Source organism: Nocardia sp. NBC_00565 (genome assembly GCF_036345915.1).
Taxonomy (GTDB): domain Bacteria; phylum Actinomycetota; class Actinomycetes; order Mycobacteriales; family Mycobacteriaceae; genus Nocardia.
The window spans coordinates 2,454,009-2,471,670 of the sequence record NZ_CP107785.1 but is presented as its reverse complement, the minus strand read 5'-3'; the positions used below and the strand labels follow the sequence as shown (position 1 = coordinate 2,471,670).

16 protein-coding genes and 2 pseudogenes are annotated in these 17,662 nt (G+C 66.2%); 14 read left to right on the top strand and 4 right to left on the bottom strand.

Features of this window, described 5'->3' with window-relative positions; genetic code table 11:
* Positions 1-114: 114 nt before the first annotated feature.
* Positions 115-1,152 carry a cyclase family protein gene (locus OG874_RS11890; protein ID WP_330255179.1) on the bottom strand — a complete coding sequence of 346 codons (1,038 nt, stop codon included), beginning with the start codon at positions 1,150-1,152 and terminating at the stop codon, positions 115-117.
* A 189-nt stretch (positions 1,153-1,341) separates the two neighbouring features.
* Between OG874_RS11890 and OG874_RS11885 the strand changes: the two genes are divergently transcribed.
* Together OG874_RS11885 and OG874_RS11880 are read left to right on the top strand one after the other, a co-directional pair.
* A complete protein-coding gene (locus OG874_RS11885; RefSeq protein WP_330255178.1) occupies positions 1,342-1,740 on the top strand; it encodes a nuclear transport factor 2 family protein in 399 nt (132 codons plus the stop codon).
* A 25-nt stretch (positions 1,741-1,765) separates the two neighbouring features.
* Positions 1,766-2,155, top strand: coding sequence for a nuclear transport factor 2 family protein (locus OG874_RS11880; RefSeq protein ID WP_330255177.1), 390 nt, complete (start codon positions 1,766-1,768; stop codon positions 2,153-2,155).
* A gap of 97 nt (positions 2,156-2,252) precedes the next feature.
* Here the strand turns inward: OG874_RS11880 and OG874_RS11875 are convergent, their stop codons facing one another.
* Positions 2,253-3,875 carry a flavin-containing monooxygenase gene (locus OG874_RS11875; RefSeq protein ID WP_330255176.1) on the bottom strand — a complete coding sequence of 541 codons (1,623 nt, stop codon included), beginning with the start codon at positions 3,873-3,875 and terminating at the stop codon, positions 2,253-2,255.
* A gap of 246 nt (positions 3,876-4,121) precedes the next feature.
* Here OG874_RS11875 and OG874_RS11870 point away from each other — a divergent pair, with 246 nt between their 5' ends.
* From OG874_RS11870 to OG874_RS44670, 5 genes and pseudogenes are all read left to right on the top strand, one after another.
* Positions 4,122-4,526 carry a carboxymuconolactone decarboxylase family protein gene (locus OG874_RS11870; RefSeq protein WP_330255175.1) on the top strand — a complete coding sequence of 135 codons (405 nt, stop codon included), beginning with the start codon at positions 4,122-4,124 and terminating at the stop codon, positions 4,524-4,526.
* A gap of 49 nt (positions 4,527-4,575) precedes the next feature.
* Positions 4,576-5,313: an SDR family NAD(P)-dependent oxidoreductase gene (locus OG874_RS11865; protein WP_330255174.1), complete on the top strand. Its 738-nt coding sequence runs from the start codon at positions 4,576-4,578 to the stop codon at positions 5,311-5,313.
* Positions 5,314-5,429: 116 nt separating this feature from the next.
* Entirely contained in the window at positions 5,430-6,962 is a 1,533-nt protein-coding gene (locus tag OG874_RS11860; RefSeq protein ID WP_330255173.1) for a Re/Si-specific NAD(P)(+) transhydrogenase subunit alpha, read from the top strand.
* Between the two features lie 7 nt (positions 6,963-6,969).
* Positions 6,970-7,113: pseudogene (locus OG874_RS44675) on the top strand (NAD(P)(+) transhydrogenase (Re/Si-specific) subunit beta); the annotation flags it as partial.
* Positions 7,114-7,149: 36 nt separating this feature from the next.
* Positions 7,150-7,386 (top strand): annotated as a pseudogene (locus OG874_RS44670) (NAD(P)(+) transhydrogenase (Re/Si-specific) subunit beta); the annotation flags it as partial.
* Positions 7,387-7,429: 43 nt separating this feature from the next.
* Here the strand turns inward: OG874_RS44670 and OG874_RS11850 are convergent.
* Complete coding sequence (locus tag OG874_RS11850) at positions 7,430-8,698, bottom strand: amidohydrolase family protein (protein ID WP_330255172.1); 1,269 nt, start codon at positions 8,696-8,698, stop codon at positions 7,430-7,432.
* 196 nt (positions 8,699-8,894) lie between these two features.
* Here OG874_RS11850 and OG874_RS11845 point away from each other — a divergent pair, with 196 nt between their 5' ends.
* The 3 genes from OG874_RS11845 (at position 8,895) to OG874_RS11835 (ending at position 12,645) form a co-directional block, all read left to right on the top strand.
* Positions 8,895-9,503: a TetR family transcriptional regulator gene (locus OG874_RS11845; protein WP_330255171.1), complete on the top strand. Its 609-nt coding sequence runs from the start codon at positions 8,895-8,897 to the stop codon at positions 9,501-9,503.
* A 791-nt stretch (positions 9,504-10,294) separates the two neighbouring features.
* The gene (locus OG874_RS11840) at positions 10,295-11,488 is read left to right on the top strand and encodes an OB-fold domain-containing protein (RefSeq protein WP_330255170.1); all 1,194 of its coding nucleotides are present in this window, start codon (positions 10,295-10,297) and stop codon (positions 11,486-11,488) included.
* Positions 11,485-12,645 (top strand): thiolase C-terminal domain-containing protein, encoded by a 1,161-nt coding sequence (locus tag OG874_RS11835; RefSeq protein WP_330255169.1) that lies wholly within the window; start codon positions 11,485-11,487, stop codon positions 12,643-12,645. The genes OG874_RS11840 and OG874_RS11835 overlap by 4 nt, the downstream gene beginning before the upstream one ends.
* A gap of 124 nt (positions 12,646-12,769) precedes the next feature.
* On the opposite strand, the gene OG874_RS11830 is transcribed toward OG874_RS11835, so the two are convergent.
* Positions 12,770-13,534, bottom strand: coding sequence for a FadR/GntR family transcriptional regulator (locus OG874_RS11830; protein ID WP_330255168.1), 765 nt, complete (start codon positions 13,532-13,534; stop codon positions 12,770-12,772).
* A gap of 467 nt (positions 13,535-14,001) precedes the next feature.
* Here OG874_RS11830 and OG874_RS11825 point away from each other — a divergent pair, with 467 nt between their 5' ends.
* The 4 genes from OG874_RS11825 to OG874_RS11810 all read left to right on the top strand — a co-directional run bounded on the left by OG874_RS11825 (position 14,002) and on the right by OG874_RS11810 (position 17,662).
* Positions 14,002-14,646: a TetR/AcrR family transcriptional regulator gene (locus OG874_RS11825; RefSeq protein ID WP_330255167.1), complete on the top strand. Its 645-nt coding sequence runs from the start codon at positions 14,002-14,004 to the stop codon at positions 14,644-14,646.
* Positions 14,647-14,763: 117 nt separating this feature from the next.
* Positions 14,764-15,561 carry an enoyl-CoA hydratase/isomerase family protein gene (locus OG874_RS11820; protein WP_330255166.1) on the top strand — a complete coding sequence of 266 codons (798 nt, stop codon included), beginning with the start codon at positions 14,764-14,766 and terminating at the stop codon, positions 15,559-15,561.
* Positions 15,558-16,733 carry an acyl-CoA dehydrogenase family protein gene (locus OG874_RS11815; RefSeq protein WP_330255165.1) on the top strand — a complete coding sequence of 392 codons (1,176 nt, stop codon included), beginning with the start codon at positions 15,558-15,560 and terminating at the stop codon, positions 16,731-16,733. Before OG874_RS11820 ends, OG874_RS11815 begins: the two co-directional genes overlap by 4 nt.
* Positions 16,730-17,662: an acyl-CoA dehydrogenase family protein gene (locus OG874_RS11810; protein WP_330255164.1), complete on the top strand. Its 933-nt coding sequence runs from the start codon at positions 16,730-16,732 to the stop codon at positions 17,660-17,662. The genes OG874_RS11815 and OG874_RS11810 overlap by 4 nt, the downstream gene beginning before the upstream one ends.

Below are 17,662 nucleotides of genomic sequence, written 5' to 3'. Positions count from 1 at the left end.
CGGCGGTGCGCCCCCGCCGCGGCGGACAGCCGCGCAAACCGCTTCGGTGCGGATGCGGCACCGAGGCCGCACCCGCACCGAACCGAACACCGGCAATCGGGCGCACGTACCGAATCAGACGGTCGCGACCGGAGTCAATGGGCTACCCATGGTCCCGGGCAGGCGCAGCGGGGGTGCGGTGAGCAGGAACCGGCTGCGGTTGTGTTCGCGCAGCCAGGTGGCGAGTTCCTCGGTGTACCAGAGCTCGCCGAGCGGCACCCCGAGCTTGAACAGGCACAGGTGGTGGATCGGGAGCAGGGTGTGCGGGGTCTCGCTGTCGGGCGCCCAGCCCTCCACCGCATAGTTGTCCGAGATGAGCGCCGAGATCTGCGAATCGGCGATCCACTCCAGCAACGACTCGTCGGTCGCGTCCAGGTAGGGGAACATGGCCTGGATCTCGGGGCCGGGGTTCTTCTCCCAGGCCAGGACCTGGGTGGCGAAGCCGGTGTGCAGCACGAGCATATCGCCCGGCTCCACCACGACGTTGTCCTTCGCCATGATGTCCTTCAGCATCTTCAAATCGACCGGCTGCCAGTCTTTTCCGAGATGCGAGACGTCGATGAGGACACCGCGCCCCTGGATACCGTGGGCGGCCATGTGCTCACAGCCGAGGTGCTTGGCGAACGAGACGCTCCCGCTGCCATCGCCCTTGGCATCTTCTTGCGGTCCGATGATGTCGGTGCCGGGGCGGAATCCGTTGTAGTACACCGGCTCCGCGACTCCGTCGCCGTCGGCGTCGAACAACGCGCCCTGGTGGGCCAGGGAATCCCACTGCGTCGAGTACTGCAGCCACAGCGTGACGACGTCATCGCTCCACAGGTCGATGAAGGTCGGCGAGATCGAGTCACGCGCGACGACGTTGTAGAAGGTGTCCTGCTTGTGCGCCAGGTCCTCGGTCGGCCGCAGGATCGGCGGGTAGCGCCGCTGGTTCATCGCGGATCCGCCCGGGTAGTCGAGCGGCAGGCTCAGGCTGAAGGTGATTCCGTGTTCGACCTCGCGCACACCTTGTCGGACCTTCTCCGGGGTGAGCAGGTTGATGCGCCCCAGTTCGTCGTCCTCGCCCCAATCACCCCAGGTCGAGCCTTCCGGGCGCTGCTTCCACCGTTTCGTCACGGTTGCACTCCTTCTTCCGAGTCCTCATCGACTGAGGTCACCATGCTATTTGGATTGTACCGATCGGTCAACGAAAATTTGATACTCGCAATCGCTTCCTCCGCCTGCATCTTTTGATTAGACTGAACGGTCGAAACAATATTGGAACTACCGGCGTGAGCAGGCAGTTTCCGTCGAGCTTGGAGAGAGATGAGCGAATCAACACAGGCGTCGGTCGCGGCGAGCGTGCGCGACGTGATCAGCGCCCACACGCAGGCACAGGATGCTGGACAGACCGATGAGACGGTCGCGCTGTACGCGCCCGACGCGGTTCTCGAAATTCCCGGCTTCGACCCGATCACCGGCCACGACGCGCTGCGCGAGGCCTTCAAGGGATGGGCACCGACGCAGCCACAGAAACACCTCGTCGCAAACACCGTCATCACCTCCTGGACCGAGGACGAGGCCACGGCGGTCAGCGATGTGGCCTTCTTCCAGCGCGGCGAGTCGGGTTGGGCGGTGCAGGTCGTCGGACGTTACGAGGACACCCTGCGTCGGTACGACGGCACCTGGCTGATCCACCACCGGACCACGACCTACATCGTCTAACCGACACCGAATCCTGGAGAAGACAATGACCGAAGCACAGGTCGCGCTCGGCGTGCACGCCGCCATCGCCACATACACCCGGGCACTCGACGAGGGGCGGACCTCGGACATCGTCGCGACGTTCTGTCCAGACGGCGCCACCGAGATCATGGGCGTCGGCACCTTCGAAGGCCATAACGCACTGCAGGGGGTCTACGCCGGCATGGTGCCGACACAGCCGCAGAAGCACCTCGTCGCCAACACCGTCATCACCTCCTGGACCGAGAACCAGGCCACGGCCTCCAGCGACCTCGTCTTCCTCCAGCGTGGCGAAGCGGGCTGGGCGGTGGGGCTCGTCGGTCGATACCAGGACACCCTGCGCCTGCACGACGGCGCATGGCGGTTCCAGCACCGGAATCTGACCTACGTGGTCTAGCAGTCCGGCACTTCGCACCTCGGCACCGGTCACGAATCCGGAACCGACACAAAGGGCCTCGCCGACATACCGTGTCGGCGAGGCCCTTTTCCATGTCCTACGCGGCCGCTTCCTCGACCTTGGACAGGATGAACGCCGAGTACTTGTTCGCGGCATTTTCGGCGATCAGCCGCTGGAGATTGGGCCGCCCGGTCGGATTCAGCAACTGCTTGACCGCCTTGCCCGGAATGTTCGCCCCGAAGAAGTAGCTGCTCTCCAAGAACAGCGAACCACTGCCGTTGACCGTATCGGTCCACTCCTGTTCGGCGTCCGGATCCACCTCGATGATGTGGTAGCCGTTATCGCGCGCGTGCTGGAGTGCGCCGATGACGCCGTCCACCTGGTCACCCGCGTACCGCGGATTGTTGCCCAGCGCGCCGTGCGGCCCGCCCGGAAAGAAGAAGTTCGGGAATCCGGCCGTCGCGATGCCGAGGTAGGTGCTCGGACCGTCCGCCCAGTACTCCTCGAGTGGAAGTCCCGCGCGGCCGCGCACGCCCAGCCGATTCAGCGCGCCGGTGCCGAAGTCGTATCCGGTCGCCCAGATGATGATGTCGAACTCGCGCAGCCCCTCGGCCGTCTCGATCCCGGTCTCGGTGATCCGCGTGATCGGCGTCTGTTTGAGGGCGACGAGCGAGACGTTCGGCTTGTTGTAGGCCTGGTAGTAACCGGTCACGAAGGGTGGGCGCCGCCCGGCGTAGATGTGGTCCTTGGGGATCAGATTGTCGGCGGTCGCCGGATCGGCGACGATGGCGCGGACCTTCTCCGCGAGGAACTCGCAGAACTCCTTGTTCACCTCGGGGTTGGTGGTGAAGTCGATGTAGTTCTGCGTCAGCTTCGTGAAACCTGGGCTGTTCCAGAGCTTTTCGAAGAACTCCCGCCGCTGTTCCTTCGTATCGTCGGTGGAATTGCGGGTCGGGAAGTCGTGCAGGAACCCACTCGGCGAGGTGTTCAGCGTCTCGCGGATCTTCTCGAAGTCGGCCTTGAGCGTGGCCTGTTCCTCGGGCGTGATCGGTGCGTTGTTGAGCGGCGTGCACCAGTCGGGAGTCCGTTGGTACACCGTCAACGAATCCACCTGGTCCGCGATTGCCGGCACGATCTGCACACCGCTGGAGCCGGTTCCGATGAGCGCGACGCGCTTGCCGGTGAAATCGATGGGCGTCTTGGGCCAGCGGCCGGTGTGGTGCTGCTCGCCACGGAAGTCGAACTGCCCCGGCACATCCGGGATGAACGGTACCGACAGCACGCCGGTCGCCGCCACGAGAAAGCGGGCCCGATACTCGGCGCCGTCGACGGTGCGCACCGTCCAGGTGCCGGAGGGCTCATCGAACTCGCCCGCGGCCACCTTGGTGTTGAATTCGATATCCCGCCGCAGGTCGAATTTGTCGACCACATGGTTGAAGTACCGCTCGATCTCGGGCTGCCCCGCGAACCGCTCGGTCCACTCCCACTCCTCCCACAGCTCCTTCGAGAACAGATAGCCGTAGGTGTAGCTCTCGGAGTCGAAGCGCGCCTCGGGATAGCGGTTCCAGTACCACGTGCCACCCACACCGGTGCCCGCCTCGAGCAACTTCGCCGAGAAGCCCTCCTCGCGGGCTCGGTACAGCTGATAGATGCCGGTCACGCCCGCACCGATCACCAGGACGTCGAGCACCGCGTCGGACACCTTCGCTGATCCACTCATATGTTCTCCATTCTCGAATGGGTCGGCCGGGCCGCTCGACGCCATAGTTGTTTCGACCGGTCGGTCTATGACATTGGTCACGAGACTAGAGCGAGATCCGGCCTGAATCAACTGTGTCGTTGCGGACGGAGATACCTCCGCACCATACGGTTCGAGAGCCCAGCGTAGTCGCTCCACCATTGATTGTACTGACCGATTGGTCTAATCTATCGCGTGACCAGCCGCACAGCCGAAATGGAGCCACGCATGACAACCACCGCAGCCAATGGAAGCTCCGCCACCCCGTCCGACGCACGCACCGCGGGGCTCGAGGTGATGCGCTCGGTCATGCCCGGTGTTTTCGAGGACGGGGATATCGACCTGCGCGACGGGCGTCTCGGCGAAGACCTCGTCGAGATCGGCCTGGTCAACGTCTGGGGTTCGATCTGGACCCGCGAGGGACTCGGTCGACGCGACCGCAGCCTGGTCACGCTGGGCCTGCTGATCGCGCTCGGCGCCGAGACCGAGCTGGGTTACCACGTCCGGATCGCGCTGACCAACGGCGTGACCAAGGAAGAGATCGCCGAGATCATCTACCACGCCAGCGCTTACGCCGGCTTCCCCGCCGCGACCGCGGCCCGCACCGTTGCCCGTGAGGCGCTGGGCGAATAGCCCAACCGCCGCGCCCGGTACCCGACTCGACGAAGACAAAGGAACCAACATGTCACTGGATGGAAAGATCGCCGTCGTCACCGGCGGCGGCCGCGGCATCGGCCAGGCCATCGCGACCGTGCTCGCGGCCCAGGGCGCCGCGGTCGCGGTGTGGGATCTGAACCCGGAGGGCGCCGAGAAGACCGTCGCCGAAATCCGCGCGGCGGGTGGCACGGCGATCGCGGTAGCCGGTGACGCGGCCGATGCCGACGCCGTGGCCGCGGCGGCCGCGCGGACCCGCGCGGAACTCGGACCCGTCACCATTCTGGTCAATAACGCCGGGATCAACGAATCCGAGCCCTTCACGAGCCTGAGCGAGGAATCCTGGGACCGGGTGATCCGGATCAATCTCAAGGGACCGTTCCTGGTCACCAAGGAATTGGTGCCCGATATGGTCGCGGCGGGCTGGGGCCGGATCATCAACATCTCCTCGTCCTCCGCGCAGACCGGGGCTCCGGCGATGGCCCACTACGCGTCGTCCAAGGGCGGTGTCATCGGCCTCACCAAGGCGCTGGCGGTCGAGTTCATCGAGAACGGGATCACCGTCAACCACGTCCCGCCGGGCTTCATCGACACTCCGTTGTCGCGCCAATCCATCGATGTCGATGCCGCCGCGGCTTTTATGCCGATGAAGCGAGCGGGCACGCCCGAGGACATCGGCTACGCCGTCGCCTATCTCGCCTCCGAAGAGGCCGGTTACGTGACCGGTCAGACCTTGAGCGTCAACGGCGGACGCTACCTGTTCTGAGGGTGTGCTGATCCACCCAATAGTGATGTGCGGCAAGCCCGGTCGCGGCCAGATGAGGGAGGGTCGCGACCCGCGCCGAGGCCGGTGGCACGGGACGAGTGTGAAGGAAATACACGATGAGAATCGGAATCGTCGCCGAGTCGACCGGCGGTGAGACACGGGTCGCGGCAACACCGGCGACCGTGGGTCAGTTGTTGAAACTGGGGTACGAGGTCGCCACCGAATCCGGTGCGGGCCGCCACGCCAGTTTCACCGACGAGGCCTTCGCGGCCGCGGGTGCCTCGGTGGTTTCCACCGAGGAGGCGTGGGCCTGCGACATCGTCCTCAAAGTGAACGCACCGACCGACGCCGAAATCGCCCGGCTGCATTTCCAGGCGACGATCGTCGGCCTGCTGAACCCCGCACTCGATCCGGAACTGCTCGACAAACTCGTCGCGCGGCCGGTCACCGCACTCGCGACGGACGCGGTACCGCGCATCTCGCGGGCCCAGTCGATGGATGTGCTGAGCTCGATGGCGAATATCGCCGGCTACCGCGCCGTCGTCGAGGCCACGCATGAATTCGGCCGGTTCCTCACCGGTCAGGTCACCGCGGCGGGCAAGGTGCCGCCCGCCACGGTCCTGGTCGCCGGCGCCGGCGTCGCGGGGCTGGCCGCGATCGGTGCGGCGAGCCGGCTCGGTGCGATCGTGCGGGCCACCGATCCCCGCCCCGAGGTCGCCGACCAGGTCTCCTCGATCGGCGGCGAGTACCTCGCGGTGGAGGTCGAGGAGCAGATGGAGTCCTCGGACGGCTATGCCAAGGCCACCAGCGAGGCCTACGACCGCCGCGCCGCCGAGCTCTACGCCGAACAGGCCCGAGATGTCGACATCATCATCACCACCGCCCTCATTCCGGGCCGCGCGGCACCACGACTGATCACCGCGGCCGATATCGCATCGATGCGGCCCGGCAGCGTCATCGTCGATATGGCGGCGGCCCAGGGCGGCAATGTCGAGGGCACGGTGCCCGGCCGAAAGATCGTCACCGACAACGGCGTCACGATCATCGGCTACACCGATCTCGTCGGCCGGCTGCCCGCGCAGGCCTCGCAGCTCTACGGCACCAATCTCGTCAACCTGCTGAAGCTGCTGACTGCGGGCCAGGACGGCGAGCTGGTCCTGGACCTCGACGATGCGGTGCAACGCGCCATCACGGTCGCCCACCACGGCCAAAAGCTGTGGCCACCGCCGCTGGTGCGGGTCTCGGCGGCGCCCGTGGTCGCCGCGCCGGTCGAGGAACCCACGGAACCGTTGCGCCCCAAGCTGACTCAGCGTGCGAAGTCCGCGCTCGGCGCGCTCGGCAGCACGGCGCTGTTCGGTGTCAACGCCCTGGCTCCCGATCCGCTCCCCCGGCACTTCACCGTGCTCGTCCTCGCGATCGTGATCGGCTACTACGTGATCGGCAAGGTGCATCACGCATTGCATACGCCGCTCATGTCGGTGACCAACGCGATCAGCGGCATCATCGTCGTCGGCGCGCTACTGCAACTCGCCGTCGACGACCCGGTGACGCGGGTGCTCGCATTCGCCGCCGTGCTGCTGGCCAGCATCAATGTCTTCGGCGGATTCGCCGTGACCCGACGCATGCTCGGCATGTTCTCGAAGGACTGATCCGCCCATGACCATTTCGAGTGTCGCCACCGCGGCCTATCTCATCGCCGCTCTGCTGTTCATCTTCAGCCTCGCGGGGCTATCCGAACACGAAACCGCAAGGCGCGGACTGACTTACGGCATCATCGGGATGGCCGTCGCCTTGGTGGCCACCTTCGTGCTCGTCGTGGACGTCGCCGACACGCTCGCCATCGATACGGTCAATCCGGCCGCCGAGGACCCGGGCAGCCCCATCGCGGGCATGCCCGTACTGCGGGTGTGGGAGGCCGAGAATGTCATCGTGTTCAAGCGATCCATGGCCGCCGGATACGCCGGTGTGCAGAATCCGCTGTTCTTCCGCGACAACACCCAGATGCTCTTCGGCGATGCCAAGCAGCGGGTCGAGGACATCATCCGTGCACTGGACCGTGCGCCGGTGCACTGATATCCGGGCCCTGGAGCGCGATCACCCCAGGGCCCAGCTGGTTTCAGACTTGTACCGGGGCCTTCTTCACGCTGCGGTCGAATCCGACGACATCGGCCAGGGTGGCGCCGAGGATGACCGCCCGCTCGTCGTCGGGAACACCGGCGAAGTTCTCGGCGATGCACTCGGCGCTGCTGCGGAAGGTGCCCTCGGCGTGCGGGTAGTCATTGCCCCACATGATCGTCGATATTCCGGTGATGTGGCGCGCCTGCACCGCTACCGGATCGTCGGCGAACTGCACGTGAATCTGACGCTGCAGGTACTCACTCGGCTTGAGCGGGTACGGCCACTTCGCATTGATGTTGAACAGACGGCCCATGGACGGCTGATCATGCGCCGGGCGCGAGTCGTCCCAGAAACCGAGCCACCAGTCAGGGTCCTGACCGGTGCCGGTCCGCCAGGACTTGTCCATCATGCCCACGAACGAGACCAGCCAGCCGGCACCGAATTCGGTCAGGTTGAAGTGCAGATCGGGGAACCGCTCACAGACACCGCCGCCGATGAGCGAGGCGATGATGGCCTGCGGGCTGGCCGAGGCGGTGTTTCCGCCGCCCATGGTCCGGCCCGCCACCATATCGTCGGTCAGCTGACCCTTGCCCATATTCATGGCGGTCATCAGGCCCTTGACGGTGGTCGCCGTTTCCGACACCTGCTCCTTGACCATCACCCCACCGGTGGCGACATGGAAGAACACCGGCAGCCCGTGCGCTTGGGCGGCGGCCCACACCGGGTCGTACTCCCGCGACCAGTACGGCAGAGGCGGGATCTCCGGCAACAGGATCGCACCCAACCCGAGCCGGGCGATCCGCTCGATCTCGGCGACCGCGTCGGGGATATCGGTGAGCGGTATCGCCGCCGTCGGGCGCATCCGGTCCTGGTACGGGAGATAACGCTCGACGAGGTAGTCGTTCCAGGCCCGCGCGTGCGCCATCGACAGCTCATGGTCATCGGTGAACAGCACGAACAGCGACAGGTTCGGGAACATCACCGAGGCATCCACGCCATCGAGATCCATATCCCGGATGATGTTCTCCGGATCGCCGTCCGGGGTGCGCCCGCCGAGCTGCCGGTATTTGGAGATGGTCCAGCCGTCGAAGCCGATCGTGTGCAGCTTCTTGAACTCGGTATGCCCACCCGCCACGATCGGCTCGTCCAGGGTGAACTCCTCTTCCCAGAGTGCTCGGTCCCGAAGGTTCTTGGGCAGTCTGGTCTTGAACAGATCGACCGGCTCGATGATGTGCGTATCACCCGATACGACAAAGAAATCCGACATTTTGCCTCTTGCTCCGTGATTGTTTCCATGATTTCCCCGTCGGTAACGGGAAGTCCTCGGCCGAATCGCACCTCGCTCCGTTGCGGGCCCTGGGCTGGCAACATCGCGTGACGGCACTCACACCTGAGACTGAGTGTCAGACTAGCGACTGAGTGTCACTTGTGCAACCGAATTTCAAATGCTATGGTCGCACCTCATGAGCGGTACCGCGCGCACCAGAACGATCGCCCGCGCCGCGGTGCGAGCCGACATCTCCCAGGCCGCCTTCGAACTGACCCGGCAGCGGGGATTCCACAACATCACCGTCGATGACATGGCCGCCGCGGCCGGCGTATCCCGCAGCACCCTGCTGCGCTACTTCGGCAGCAAAGAGGAGGCGGTACTGAGCGCCTTCGACGTCCACGCCGTACGGTTCGCGGCCGCGCTGCGCGCCCGTCCACCCGCCGAGGACGAGTGGACGGCGCTGCGGCGGGCGATGGAAGGGGTCGTCGAGTACTACCTGGATGACCCGGCCGGCGCGCTCGCCATCTCCCAACTCATCTTCGATACCCCTGCGCTGTTCGGGCGGCAGCTGGAGAAGACGCACAGCTGGCGGCCGACCCTCACCGCCGCGCTCGCCGCGCGGGCCGGCCTGACGGGACCGATCCCGCTGGCACTCGAGGTCAAGGCCGCCGCCGCGCTGGACTGCCTGAACATCGCCGTCGAACGCTGGGCGGCCTCCGATGGCAAGCTCGACCTGGAGGCGCTGCTCGACGAAGGGTTCGACACGCTCTCGTCGGTGCAGACCACCGCCGTCACCACCTGATCCGCCGGGTCACTGCGCCGCCACCCCGCGTGGCGCGTCATCAGTTCCCGGTGCAGGATCTTCCGCTCGGCAGCCGAGGCACCTCCTCGAAAGACACCGTCCTGGGGCATTTGCAGACTCGTTCGGTCCAGGCAATCCAACAACAGTGTCACCGACGTCGTCTCGGGTAGCTCACCGCGGCGGATTCCCCTGACAGCGATGTCGCGCGCGGCGGACGCCGCTGCCACCGGCCCCCTCAGTCCCAGAGTCTGCCGCACGGCAGCGCGGGAAGGTCGGGGCGTACCTCGTAGTCGACCAAGACGCGCAGACCCGACGGCCAGCACCGAACCGCCTCCGCGAAATTTCGCCCCTGATCCATGGTCGCACGGAACTCCAACAGCAGCCCGGCGCCCACTAGACGTACGCGGCAGTGCTCAACCGAGTGCCATCCCGGGGCCTGCTTCGGCGGCCGCACCGGGCCTCGCCGATCCCGGCTCGATTCACGTGCTGTTCCACGGTTCGCCCACATGCGGCGCACTTCCGATCAACATCGACTCTAGCTCAAGTCCACCAGAATTAGATAACTCATTGTACTTAATCATATTCTTTGTTCCTGAGCCAGCTGCCGTGATATGTGCCACACCACACCCTCTCGCCGAGCAAGCCCAGGAAATCGCGGGTCGCCGACCTCCGCCGCGATCCACTGCCGAACCCGCATATGACGCCCGGTTCAATGTAGTATAAATAGTTATCTAAATAAGCGACTCTGGATCGGGGCGCGGCGAAGCGTCCCGCGGAACTGAGGTTGTGCGATGAGTTTCATCAGTTCACTGGGCACCTACCTGCCGCCGTGCGGATCCACGCGCGGACGAGTAGCAGCGGCCGACGAGGACGCGGTGACACTGGCCGTCGAGGCAGGACGCTCGGCCCGGCCGGAGGGCGCGGCAGTCGCGCGAGTCGTGCTGATTACCAGGGATATTCCACTGCTCGAGGGTGGTAGCGCGGCGGTGCTACTGGCCGGTCTCGGCCTGGACCCGGACATCGAAGTCATCGAGCGCCTCGGCGGCGCGCCCACCTCCCTGGACGCGATCGCCGGCGCCCGTGCCCACACCCTCGTCATCGCCGTCGACCTGGCGCCCGCGGGTGCCGCGGCGGCGCTGGTCGGTGAGACCGGACTGGCCATCCGCCCGATCGCGCGACTGGCCCGGAGCCTGCCCGCACGCACTCGTGACGGCTCCGGCGCCGTGCACGATTACGGCGACCCCCGGCTGCTGCGCGAGCGCGGAGTGCTGGAATCGCTGCGCACCGCCACCACCGACAAACCACGGGTGGTGGCCGGAGTCGACCACAAGCTGGCCGCGGCGCTGTGCGACGGCACCGCGCCACAGCTGCCGACAACCGGAGCAAGCGCCGCCTTGTTCGCTTTGGCCTGGATGTCCGAGACTGCTACGCGCGGACCACTTCTCGGCGTGGAGCAGGCTAGTGTCACCGGTTTGGCGGTGGACTCCGGATCGGCGCCGGTGCACCGGAACGAGCCGGCCCTTCGCCCGGTACCGAAGGCCGTTCGGGCCGCGGGACCCGAGATCCCGATCTCGCTGGCCGCCTACGACCGGGCGTTCTCCGCCAAGCTGCGATGGCAGGCATCCCGCGATCCGAGCACCGGCGAGCTGGACTTCCCGCCCCGGCTCCGGGTCGACGACAACGGTCGCCTGATCGCCGGCGCCGAACTCGTCCCTCTGCCACGCACCGGAACGATTTATACCGTCGCCACCGTGCACGTGCCGGTGCCCGGCCTGGACAGCCCGTATTCACTGGTCATCGTCGAATTGGACGACGTCGATGTCCGGGCGCTGGTCAAAATCACCGGAGCGGAACCGGGTTCAGTCGCGATCGGCGATCGGGGCCATCTCGTGCTGCGCCGCGTGGCGATCCGCTCCGGGATACCCGACTACGGATACGCCTTTCGTCCGGAAACCGCTGAGACCACACAGGAGGAAGTCGCATGAGAAAGGTCGCGATCGTCGGCGCGGGCATGACATCGTTCGGCGAGCACTTCGGGCTGGGTATCAAGGATTTGGTGCCGATGGCGTTCGCCGAATGCGCCGCGAGCGTGGACAAGGGGGTCGCCAAGGCCGATATCCAGGCGGCGTGGTTCGGTGAGCTGTCCACGTCCGACGGATTTCCCTCCGGAATCCTGGCCGATAGCTGCGGTCTGCTCGACATCCCGGTCACCCGGGTCGAAAACGCCTGCGCCACCGGCAATGACGCGGTCCGCAACGCGCTCTATGGGATCGCGTCGGGCGCGTTCGACGTCGCACTGGTCGTCGGCGCCGACAAGGTGCGCGAATCGGCCAGCAAGGACACCTTCTGGGAGTGGGCGGGCATGACCCGCGATATGGCCTGGGACTACCCGCTCGGCCTGATCGCCCCGGCGAACTTCGCCCTGCACGTCACTCGATATCTGCACGAATCGCCCGCCACCCGTGAGCACATGGCCATGGTGGCGGTGAAGAACCACCGCCACGCGCTACCGAACCCGAAAGCTCAACTCCGCCACGAGATCACCATCGACCAGGTACTCAACGCGCCTATGGTGGTCGAGCCGTTCGGACTCTACGACTGCACACCGCAGAGTGACGGGGCCGCCGCGCTCCTGCTTGCCGCGGAAGAGGTGGTCGACCGCTTTACCGATCGGCCGGTATGGATCCGGGGCGTCGGGCTCGGTGTCGACCGGGTGATGCATCAGCACAAGCGGGACATGACCACCTTTCCGGCCACCGTGCGTGCCGCGAAATCCGCCTTCGCCATGGCCGGGCTGAGCCCCAGTGATATCGATGTCGCCGAGGTGCACGACTGCTTCACCGGCATCGAACTGATCAGCTACGAGGACCTGGGCTTCGCCGAGCGGTTCGAGGCACACAAACTTGTCGAGTCGGACTCGACGACGATCGGCGGGCCGTTGCCGGTCAACCCCAGCGGCGGACTGAAGGCCAAGGGCCACCCGCCGGGCGCCACCGGCGTCGCGCAGTGCGTCGAGATCTTCGAGCAGATGCGCGCGACCGCCGCCAACCAGGTGGACGGAGCTCGAATAGGTCTCACGCACAACATCGGTGGACCGACCGCGGTCTCGGCCGTGACCATTCTCAGTCGAGACCGGGACTGAGCTGGATGGCCGCCACGACCGGACAAGGGCGATTCATACTCCGTCCGGTCGTCGCGGCCGCCCGGACGGGTGCACACCGCGCCCTTCGGCTGCCGGCCAACGGCCCGGATCCCGGTATCGTTCGCTACGGCAAAACGTCGAGGACCGATTCCTCAGGATCCTCGATCAGGAAGTTCTTCACCTGAGCCAGGTGCTTACGCCAGAACGTCACTGCTTTGTCGACGTCCTTGTCTCTGATCAGTTGGACCAGCTTGACATGCGCGCGCTGCGCCGCTGCCGCTTTGGACTCGGCCGAGGTGTCTCCCCGATGCTCATGCATGAACTTCTCGACATGACTTTCGATGATGGTCGACACGATGTCCAGCAGCACGATCATCGTCTGGTTTCCTGCCAGCTGCAGCAGCAGGCGGTGGAATTCCAGGTCGTATCCCTTGCCGAACACAGTGGGATCGGCAACCAGTTTCTCACCTTCGGCGAGCATTTCGTCAAGAGCACGCAGGTCGGCCGCAGTACGTTTGCGCGCCAGCACAGCCACTGCGGCGGCCTCCAAATACGCCCTCGCCTCATGCACATCCGCGAGTGTCGTTTTGCGGTACTGCAGCAAGGTGCCTGCGTAGCGTGCGGCGGCGGCGATATCGGGCATCATCACCCGGGCACCGCCACGCGCACCCCGCCGAACCTGAATGACCTGCTCGGACTCCAGGATTCGGAAGGCTTCCCGCAGTGTCGGCCGCGAGACGCCGAACTGTCGCATGAGCTCGGTCTCCGAGGGAAGAGCATCGCCCTCCTGTACCTCACCGGTGACGATCTGGCGACGCAACTGAGCGGCCACCATCTCACCGGCCTTCGGCACGCGAACGACCGACGTCGACAGCGGCATCGCGGACATGAATTCCCCTTTTCGGTTTTGGTCAGCTGATACTACTATTATCACTCATCCCCGCCCACCTAGTCGCGCCAGCTCGGCAAGATAACGAACAGGTGAACTATTGAACTTATGGCACCCATCAGCCGCTGAGTGCGCGGGCCCGCGACAGCGCTGCGATGGAGCCTGATCGACGCGCTCGCACCGTGAACATCACATCGCCAGACCTACTGATGAATCGGCCGTTGACGGCGGCACCGCGCCGGCCTGACGCACGATTTGTGTGCGCCACCATCATCGGCGGCGCGCTCGCGACCGAGCTGACTGAAACGCGTTCGCCGGACCTCCGTACGTCCTGATCGAGGCGCGGCGGCGCATCGTCGATCCCGCACGACCCTCGGCACAAACTTGACAGAGTTGTCCAAGTCACCGCTCGTCATCCCGCCGCGGACGGGCGATATCCATCCACGATCTCCTACACTGGGCACACCATGGACGATTCCGCAGCGCCCGCGCTCGATAGCAACGACAGTGATGCCGACAACGCCGTCGGCGACGGCAAGCTGGGTAAGCGCGCGGTCCGCACCCGCAACGCCATCCTGGAGGCCTCCAAGCGACTGTTCCTCGAGCGCGGCTACACGGGAACACGAATCAACAACATCACCGACGAGTGCGGGATCTCGCGCGCCGGGTTCTACACCTACTTCCGCGACAAACGGGAAATCTTCAATACCCTCGGCGAGGCCACCTATCACGGACTACTCGATATCGTCGCCCGCTGGGACAGCATTCCTCAGCCATGCGACCGAGCCGCCGTCGAGGCCTGGGTGCGTGAGTATTTCGCCTTCATGGACCAGCACGGCGCCTTCATCCTGTCGGCGCATTCCGGGCCGTCGGACGAGGACGTCCGGGTCGCCACCACCCGCATGCAGATGCGGGTGGTGTGGTTGCTCGGCATGAGTCTGCGCAACCGACAGCAGCACCCGACCGCCGCGCCGGAGGCGCTCGGACTGACCACGCAGGCCATGCTGGACCGATCCTGGTTCGTCACGCACACCCAGCCGCTGCCGGTGGCTTCCGAAGACGTCGTCAACGCCGTCGCCGACTACATCATGGCCGTGCTCACGGCGCCATAGCCACCCTCCGACCGAACCACCCAGCCGCGTCACACAGACAACGGCAGCAAACTTGACATATCCGTCAAGTCGAGTTCTGATGAAGAACCACATGTGGGATGGACCGGTAGGAGAGTCATGGAGAACCCCTTCGCGCCCGAGTTGCTCATCGAATCGCGGGGCGCGGTCAGGATCGTCACGCTGAATCGTCCTGAGGCACTCAACGCCACGAACGAGGCACTGCACGACGCGCTCGTCGCCGTCTGGCGCTTCCTCGCCCAGGACACCGAGGCGCGGGCCGTCGTGCTCACCGGGGCCGGGCGGGCGTTCAGCGCCGGTGGCGACTTTCAGCATTTCGTCGAACTCTGGGACGACCGCCAGACGCGGCGCAAGGAGATCGACGCCGCGCGCCGACTGCTCGACGAAATGCTCGACTTCCCGCTTCCGGTGATCGCCGCGGTCAACGGCGCGGCGGTCGGCCTCGGCTGCAACCTCGCGGCGTGCAGCGACATCGTGCTGATCGCGCAGAGTGCGTACATGGCAGATCCGCACGTCGGAGTCGGCCTCACCGCCGCCGACGGCGGTGCGCCGACCTGGCCGGTGCTGATGGGGATGTTGCAGGCCAAGGAGTACCTGCTCACCAGCGAGCGAATTCCCGCGGACAAGGCAGTCGCGCTCGGGCTTGCCAATCGCGTTGTGCCCGACGACGAATTGCTCGACGAGGCGATGCGGACGGCGGACAAGCTGGCCGCACAGCCGCCCCAGGCGGTGCAGACCACCAAACGCGCGCTCAACCTGCACCTCAAGCGCGCCGTCGCCGGCGTGCTGGAGTATGCGCTTGCCGAGGAGTTCGCCAGCTTCGACACTCCTGAGCATCAGGCACTGGTGCGCAACTTTCTGGACCGATCCGCGGCGCGCGCCGCCGCCCGGCCATGACCGACACGTTCGCGGCCGACCTGGACTCCTACCGAACGGCACTACGTGCGAACCTGATGCGCGAGTCATCGCTGCATGCTTGGCGCACAAGACATTACGCGACAACCGAGGAGCGCATCGCCGACCACGCCGCCCTCATGGGCGAGCTCTACCGGCAGGGCTGGAACCGCTACGGCTGGCCGGTGGCGGCGGGTGGGGCCGGTGGCGACGAACGGCACCGTGCGGTGCTCTACGACGAACTGGCCGCCGCGGGCCTGCCGATCCCGACACCGCACCTGCTGCTCGAGACGCTCGGCCCCCCGGTATCCCGCTTCGCACCCGAGCTGGCCGCACGGTATCTGCCCGCGTATCTGCGCGGCGAAGAATGGTGGGGCCAAGGATTTTCCGAGCCTGAGGCCGGCAGCGACCTGGCATCGCTGCGCTGCCGGGCCCGCCGCGATGGCGACAATTATGTGCTCAGCGGGCAGAAGCTGTGGACCAGCCACGGCGCCACCGCCACCCGCCTGGTCTGCCTGGTGCGCACCGGCACCCCCGAATCACGGCATCGCGGCCTGTCGATGATCATGGTCGATGTCGATACCCCTGGCGTCTCGCGGCGCCCGATCGCACTCGCCAGCGGCGACAACGAATTGGCCGAAGTGTTCTTCGATGACGCGATCGTTCCCGCGTCGCGGCTGATCGGCGCGGAAGGCCAAGGCTGGGCGATCGCGATGTACCTGCTGCAGTACGAGCGGGCGATGTACGCGTGGATGTCCGCGGCCGACGCACTGCGCCGCCTGCGCGAACTACGCGATCAGCTGAGTACTCGGCTCGCGGCGGGAGGCACGCTCCCCGGCGCGGCGGCGCAGCGACTCGGCCAGTGCTATTCCCAGCTCATCACCTTGCGGGCACGCAGCGCGCAGACCGTACGACGGCTCGCCGCCGGCGCCACTGTCGGCCCCGAGGCCAGCGTGGACAAGGTACTGCTCGGAGGCGCCGAAATCGCGCTGTACGACCTGAGTCGCGATCTGCTCGGCCCGGAATTCGTCTTCGATGACACCGCCACAGTCGCGCAGTGGCGCAGCGAGTGGTGGTACAGCCGCTCCGCGACCATCCTCGGCGGGTCCGCCGAGGTCCAGCGCACGATCATCGCCGATCACGTGCTCGGCCTGCCCAAGGAGGCCACGGTATGACCAGCGCGGTAACAGGATTCGACGCCGCGACGATCGAGCTGCTCGCAACATCGCTACGCGAGGTCTTCACCGCCCACCCGGACGCGCAGGGGGTGGCCGCCGCCCTCGACGAACTGGGCTGGGATGAGGTCAGTGCCAGCGATCCGGCCGCGGCCACGACCCTGCTGTTCACCGAACACGGACGGGCACTGGCGATTTCGCGCCTTCTCGACGATATCGTACTCCGCGAGCTGACCCCGGCCCTGCCTGCGGGCACCGGAAACCGAGCCGTACTCTATTGCCATCCGCAGCATGCCTTGCTGCTCGGACCGCTGGACGATATCACCGAGCTGGTGACCCTCGACGGGGCGGGGAATGTCGGCATCATCGCCGCGGAGTCCGTCTCGGCGCGACCGATCCGCGGTTTCGACCCCGGCTCGGGCTGGCTGTGTATCGATGAGATCCCCACGGCCCGGCCGCTACTGGTTGGCGACGCGGGGCAACGGGCGGTTGCTGCCGCCCGGCGCGCGCTCTGCGCCGAGATCATCGGAATCTGTACGACTGCACTGGATTCCGCTGTCGCACACACGACATCCAGAATCCAGTACGGCCGCCAACTCGCCACCTTCCAGGCGGTGCGGCATCGGCTCGCCGAGTCCTACGTCGCCGTCGAAGCGGCCCGGGCCGCGTTGGCTGCCGCATGGGCCGACGGCGGGGTGTGGACCGCACGGCTGGCAAAGTTGCGCGCAGGTCAGGCGCAGGCCGAGCTCATGCGCCACACAGTCCAGTTGTTCGGTGCGATGGGGCTGTCGCAGGAGCACGAACTGCATCGCCGGGTAACCCGGGCGGCGGCCCTAGATCTGCTGCTGGGCGGACACACCGCGCAAGCCGATGAGGTCGGCGCCGCCCTGCTGGCGGGCGCCGACCTCATCCGGGTCGTCGAAATCTGA